Consider the following 6777-nt stretch of genomic DNA (forward strand, 5'->3'; position numbering starts at 1 on the left):
TGGCGCCGCAGGTCGGGCTGGCCCGCAAGTGCTCACCCGCGCGGGCGGAGCAGCACCTGGCGTTGGCGCGGGCGTTGGACGGGATGCCCAACACGCATCGCGCGTTGACGGCCGGGCTGATCGAGATCGCGCACGCAGCCGCCGTCGCGAGCGCCACCAACTGTCTCAGTGAGGATCATCGAGCCGAGGTCGACGCGCTGCTCGCTGATCGGCTTGTGGGGATCACGGCGAAACGCTTGGGACAGATCGCCGCCAAGTACGCCGCGGAACTGGACCCTCAAGCGGTGGTGGCCAAGCACAAGAAGGCCCGCTCCGAGCGTGCCGTCTGGACGCGGCCCGCCCCGGATGGGATGACCTACCTGACCATCTTCGGACCCTTGACCGATGTCATCTCCGCACTCGCCGCATTGCGCCGGCATGCCAAGACCGTTGCCAACGGCGGCCTCGACGAGGAGGACCCGGCCGAGGGGCGCACCGAAAGCCAGATCATGGCCGACGCAGCGCTGCGGTGGCTCGCCGGACGCGACCGCCACCAAGCCCAACCGGTCGCCCTCAACTTGGTCATGCACCCCGACAGCCTCTTCGGCCCCAACGGTCACTACACCAGCACACCGTGCCCGTCCGGATCTTTCGCAGCCATCCGCACAAAGTCCGGGACGGCCAACGCGCCGTACGCGCCGGCATCGGCTCGGAGTTCGACGGCCACACACGCCGGGCCGACCGACGCCGAGCCCACGGTCCCTGAGCGTGGCGATACTGAGCCAGGTGATACCGAGCCTGGCGACGGCGAGGTCAACGTGCCCCCTGCGGGTTCACGTCCGCGGACAGCACCAGGCGAAACCGACCCGACAACGGGAGCCGCTTTCGGGTCCGCGCACACCGATCTTGATCCGTCCGATCGACCCGACCCGATCATCTGGCCAGGCGGGGGCGCCCGGACCGGGCGAGTCAACACGCCTGCCTGGCTGGTCGGCCACGGCCCGATGCCGGCGCCCCTGGCCCGCGCACTCCTGCTGCACGGCTGCCATCCCGAGGGCCAGGACCCCGACAGCCAGGACCCCGGCAGCCCCCACCGCGGCGGCTCGACCGGCTTCGATCCTGCAAGTCGACCCGGCCATACCGTCGACCCCAGCGGTTCGGCGACCGCGAATCGGGCGGCCCAGGTCACCTTCCGACGCATCTTCACCAGCCCGGACGGCCGCGACCTGGCCGCGCTCGAGTCCACCGCGCGCCTGTTCCCGGCCGGCGTGCGTCGCGCCCTGATCCTGCGTGACGACCACTGCCGCACGCCACACTGCGACGCCGACATCAGACACGCCGACCACGTGCACCCAGCAGCCCGCGGCGGACTCACCGCACTGCTCAACGGGCAAGGCCTCTCCGTACGCTGCAACTACACCAAGGACTTGCCCGGTTTCACGACGCGCGTCCTCACCCAGGATGAGATCGCCGGCTACGCCGCGGGCGATGCGGCAGATCCCAACACCCACCTCGCCCGGCAAGCCGGACCGCACACCCACGTCACCGCGATCACCACTCCGACGGGGCACACCTACCTCTCGGTCGCGCCGCCGCTCCTGGGATAGTCGAGCGGATAGTCGAGCCCATGGCGACCATCGGATTCCTGCACACGGCCGAGGTGCACGTGGCGACCTTCGATCACCTCGTGCACTCCCGTCTGCCCGGCCTGGGCACGGTGCACGCGGTCGAGGACGGCCTGTTGGTCCGGGCCCGCGCGGACGGGCCGGATTCCGTGGCGACAGAGGTTCTACGGCACGTGCACGCCCTCCACGGTGCGGGCGCGGACATCATCTGTTGCACGTGCTCGACCATCGGGGGAGTCGCGGAACGCGTGGCGGGCCACCTCACTGTCCTCCGCGTCGGCACTGTCTTCCGCGTCGGCACTGTCTTCCGCGTCGACCGGCCGATGGCCAGGTGCGCCGTCAGGAGCGGGCCACGGATCCTGGTGCTCGCGGCGCTGGAGTCAACCCTGGAACCCACGCGAGCCTTGATCGAGGAGGAGGCTGCGACTCGCGGCACGATCGTGCGGATCGGGATGGTGACCGTGCCGGACGCGTGGCGGCACTTCGAGCGCGGGGATCTGGCGGCCTACACCGAGGCGGTCGCGGCGACGGCCCGGGCGCGCCGCGACGAGGCTGATGCTGTGGTGCTGGCGCAGGCCAGTATGGCGGGTAGCGAGTCGCTGCTCGCGGATCTCGGCATACCCGTCCTCAGCAGTCCCCGGCTGGCCATCGCCCACGCCGCCGATCTGCTGGGCGAGAATCTGCTGGGCGAGAGCGACTGACCTGGATTCGAACCGTTCAGTCGGATTCGAGCAACGCCCGGATGTCGTCGGCGGTGATCTGGCCGGACATGGCCCCGCCCTCGTCGACTACCCGGTCGAAGAGGTCGCGCTTGCGCCGCTGGAGCTCGACGACCTTCTCCTCGATCGTCCCGGCGGAGATCAGCCGATAGACCATGACCATCTTGGTCTGCCCGATGCGGTGGGCCCGGTCGATGGCCTGGGCCTCGGCCGCGGGGTTCCACCACGGGTCGAGGACGAAGACATAGTCGGCCTCGGTGAGGGTCAGGCCGACCCCGCCGGCCTTGAGGGAGATGAGGAAGGCGGTGGCGTCGCCGGTCTTGAACCGGTCGATGACCTGGGCACGGTTTCGTGTTGCCCCGTCGAGGTATTCGGTGCTGATGCCGGCCTCGGTGAGGTGGTCCTGCACGAGGTGGAGGAAGGAGGTGAACTGGCTGAACACCAGGGCCCGGTGGCCCTCGACCGCCAACTCCCGCAGCTGCTCGATCAGCGCCTCCACCTTGGCTGGGGGCGGTCCGTCGGCGTACTTCTCCGGGTCGACGAGGGCGGGATCCAGCGCCAGCTGACGCAGCCGCGTCAACGCCGCGAGTATCGCCACGCGGTTGCCCACCGGGTCGTCGAGGAGCCCGAGCACCCGCTGCCGCTCCCGCTGGAGGTACTTGTCGTAGAGCCGCCGGTGCGCTGGGCCGAGTTCGACGACGAGGCTCTGCTCCTGCTTCTCCGGCAGGTCCTTCGCGACGAGTTCCTTGGTGCGCCGCAACATCAACGGCCGGATGCGCCGACGCAGCCGGTCGAGCATCTCGGGCGAGTTGCCGTTCTCGATCGGCTTGCGATAGTGCTCGCTGAAGCGGTCCGCCCGCGGATAGAGCCCCGGCGCCACGAGCGCGAGCAGCGACCACAGGTCCATCAACGAGTTCTCCAGCGGGGTGCCGGTCATCGCCAGCCGGAACGGCGCCCGGATGTCGCGCAGCACGTGATGCGTCTTGGCCTGATGGTTCTTGACGAACTGTGCCTCGTCGAGGATCAGGCCGCGCCACGGTGCGGCGGTGAACTCCTCCCCGTCGATGCGGGCGACGGCGTAGGAGGTGACGACCAGGTCGGCGCCGGCCACCGCCTCGGCCACCGTGGTCACGCGTCTCTTGGTGGTCTCACCGAGCACCACGACGCGCAGGCCCGGCGCAAAACGGGCCGCTTCACTGGCCCACACCCCGAGCATGCTCGTCGGTGCGACCACCAACACCGGATCACCGAGATCCCCTGCGGCACGGGTTTTTTCGAGCAGGGCCAAGGTCTGCACCGTCTTGCCCAAACCCATGTCGTCGGCGAGTATGCCGCCGAGCTGCGCCTCCCACAGCGCCGTCAGCCAGGCATAGCCGTCGAGCTGATAAGGACGCAGCGTGGCCTGCAACCCGTCAGGTGGCGGCGGAGGCGCCTCGTCGGCGAGCCGGCCGAGGCGTTCGACGCTCTCGGTCCAGGCGGCGCTGTCTACATTGGTCAGCCCGATCTCGGTGAGTTCGTCCCAGAGGCCGACGTGATAACGCGTCAGCTGCAAGGGGGCCCCGGGCTCGACGAGCTGCCGCGCCTCCGCGATGAGGTTGCGCAGGCTGTCCAGGGCCGGGTCGTCGAGCCGGAACCAGGTGCCCGAGTCGAGCAGCAACGCCTCGTCCCCGGCGGCCAACGCCCGCAACAACTGCTCCAGGGGCACGCTCTCCTGCCCGACGGAGACCGCCAGCCGCAGGTCGAACCAGTCGGTCCGTCCGTCCTCGGAGTCGGACAGCGAGACGTCGATGACCGGACGCTCGACAGCTTCTTCGAAGGCGGTGAGCCCGTCCTCGACCACGACATGCACATCGGGCTCGAACTCCAGCGCCGGCAGCACGTCGGACATGAAGCGCACCGCCGGCATGCCGTGCAGCACAAGACGATTCGCCAGGTCCCAATAGCCGCTGTATGCCGTGCCGCGCCGCGTCCGCGCCCCCGGGATCTGCTCGAGCACCTCGAGACCGTCGAGCAGGGACTGCTCGCGCGTCCGGTCCCGCGGCAGCGCCACCCCGTCGTCAGCCGTCACCAATTCCCCATTGGGCGCGGCATACGCGATGTCGAAGCGCAGCTCGATGTGCGTCGGCATCGGCTGTCCCACCCGCACTCGCAACAAGGGACGCGGTTGCTCCGGAATGCTCACGCTGTCGTCGTGGCTCGTCACCCGCGCGTGATCGCGCAGCCGGGGCAGGTAGAGGTTGACGAACCTCTCGGTGTCGGACCCCGGGATCCGCAATTGTCGCTGATGGACAAGGAGTTCGACGAGGTTCTCGTCGAGTTCCTGCTCCAGCCCGAGCAGCACCAGGCCGTCGCGCGTGGTGACGGCGAGCCCGTGGGCCGGGTCGCCCAGGACGTTGATGGCCCGCACTTCCCCGAGGGCCGTCGCCGTGTCCACCGACGTCGTCAGGACGATCTCGGCATCGTCGCGGGTGACGTCGAGGACGATCCGGGCGGGTTCGGGTGCGAGGCTGACGTCGCCGACGACATTGCCACCCCCCACGAGTTCGACCCCGGCTTCGACGGCGGCCTTGAGCAACGGCCATACCCGTGATCCGAGGGAGCCGAGATAGATCTCGCCCTGGCTGTAGAAGTAGCCGTCCCGGCCACCGGTCAGGCGGTGCAGATCGTGGATGGCCTTCAACGCAGCGGCGTGCCGCCGGTTCATCGGCATCCGGGAATGCGGCGAACTGATCTCGGTCCACGTGAAGTTGCGCGCCCACGACCCGGTCTTGGTGCGCCGGGTGACACGGATGGCGATGCGCGGCGGACCCATCATCGTGCGATAGTTCGAGGCCACCGGTAGCGGGTCGACGATCAGCCCGAGCCCGGGAGCGGTGTCGATGACCTCGGTGCGCTCCTCGATGAGCTTGCGGAGGGTGGCTTCCCACGGCGCCTGCGTGGTGTCGTGACCACCGGCTTCGCGATAGCGCTGGCGCGCGACGAGCAGCACCGCCACCGAGTGCTTGCAGTTCATCTGCACCGGGCAACTGCATCGGGACGTCCAGGCCGCCGCGTTGCGGCCGGTCGGCGCCACCGTGATCAGGGTCTGATAGGGCCGCGAGCGGGACCCCTCGACCTCGGCGAGGATCATCCGGCCGCGGTCGGCCGTGGTGAGCGAGAGGACCATGCCGGACGCGGCATACTGCTGGCCGCGCGCGAACCCGCCCGCGTCGACGCGGGCGCGGATCGCCTCGTCGGTCAGCTCGCCGAGCCAATCAGCCCCGGCCAATGAGTCCATCATCCCAACATAACTCAACCCGGCGAACCCGCCGAAACCTCACCGGGAACCGCCGGCGGCGGCATCCGCAACCGCTTGGCGAGGCCGGATGCGCGCTGGATCCGCTGCGCCATACCGCGCTCGATGACCTCGGGAGTGCCGATGATCGTCAGTTGCTTCTGCGCGCGGGTGGCGGCGGTGTAGATCAGCTCGCGGGTCAACAACGGCGAGTCGAGTTCGGGCAGGACGACGGTGACGCGCGTCGCCTGGCTGCCCTGGCTCTTGTGCACCGTCGCGGCATACATCGTCTCGACGTCGGCGAGGCGGGCGGCGGCGACCTCGCGCAGCTGTGACCCGGAATCGAAGACGGCGACGAGGCGGCCGTCGCGGCGCAGGACGACCCCGGTGTCGCCGTTGTAGAGGTCCATGGCGTAGTCGTTGGCGGTCACCTGCAGCGGCCGGCCCGGGAACATGGGGGCGTAGAAGTTCTCGCCGGTCTCCTCCGAGAGCCATTGAGCGATCTGCCGGTTCCAGTGGCCGACCCCCTGCGGGCCGGTGCGGTGCGCGCACAGCAGGCGGTGCTCACCCAACGCGGCCAGCGCGGCGCGGGCGTCGCCGGCCAGTCCGTGGCGACGCAGGTCGACCGCCGCCTCCACCATGAGCGAGCGCCGGGCATCGGCATTGGGGACCAGTTCGACGGCCGGGTCTCCGGACGTCAGGATGGCCAGGGCCGCGGTGGCGTCGCCGTCGCGGATCGCCGTGGCCAGATCCTGGATGGCACCGCCGAACCGATAGGTATGCCGCAGCCGCGCCACCGCGCTGGAGCCTGCCGGCTGCGCCGGGTCACGATCCAGCCCGGCGACGAGGTCGGCCAGGACGGCGCCGGCCTCGACCGAGGTGAGCTGGTCGGGGTCCCCGACGACGATGAGGCGGGCGGTCGGGCGCAGGGCCTCGAGCAGGCGCGCCATCATCGTCAGGGACACCATGGACGCCTCGTCGACGACGACGACGTCGTGGGGGAGCCGGGTGGCGGCGTCGTGGGCGAAGCGGCTGCGTGATCCCGGCCGCCAGCCGAGGAGGCAGTGCAGGGTGGAGGCCGCGGGTATGGGCAGTCGCTCGCGGTCGCTGTCGGGCAGGCCGGCCGCTGCGGTCGCGAAGGCGTCCTGGAGCCGGGCAGCGGCTTTGGCGGGGGGGGGGG

At 70.2% G+C, this 6777-nt stretch carries 4 protein-coding genes; 2 read left to right on the top strand and 2 right to left on the bottom strand.

Annotated elements, in window-relative coordinates:
* Positions 1 to 1586 (top strand): DUF222 domain-containing protein (locus BN11_RS08155; protein ID WP_048696468.1); only part of this gene is annotated, 1586 nt, incomplete at its 5' end.
* Positions 1587 to 1606: 20 nt separating this feature from the next.
* On the top strand, positions 1607 to 2305 hold the full coding sequence (locus BN11_RS08160; RefSeq protein WP_048696470.1) for an aspartate/glutamate racemase family protein: 699 nt from the start codon (positions 1607 to 1609) through the stop codon (positions 2303 to 2305).
* A 16-nt stretch (positions 2306 to 2321) separates the two neighbouring features.
* Here BN11_RS08160 and BN11_RS08165 read toward each other — a convergent pair whose 3' ends face one another.
* Both BN11_RS08165 and recD read right to left on the bottom strand, forming a co-directional pair.
* Complete coding sequence (locus BN11_RS08165) at positions 2322 to 5600, bottom strand: DEAD/DEAH box helicase (RefSeq protein WP_235435413.1); 3279 nt, start codon at positions 5598 to 5600, stop codon at positions 2322 to 2324.
* A gap of 14 nt (positions 5601 to 5614) precedes the next feature.
* On the bottom strand, positions 5615 to 6777 hold a 1163-nt coding region (recD, locus tag BN11_RS08170; protein ID WP_053084039.1), incomplete at its 5' end, for an exodeoxyribonuclease V subunit alpha.

This window comes from Nostocoides australiense Ben110 (assembly GCF_001050535.1).
GTDB lineage: Bacteria > Actinomycetota > Actinomycetes > Actinomycetales > Dermatophilaceae > Nostocoides_A > Nostocoides_A australiense.

Bases quoted from the DNA above. Each gene is read 5' to 3' on its own strand.
- BN11_RS08160 (WP_048696470.1), top strand. From the start codon at position 1,607: ATGGCGACCATCGGATTCCTGCACACGGCCGAGGTGCACGTGGCGACC.
- BN11_RS08165 (WP_235435413.1), bottom strand. From the start codon at position 5,600: ATGGACTCATTGGCCGGGGCTGATTGGCTCGGCGAGCTGACCGACGAG.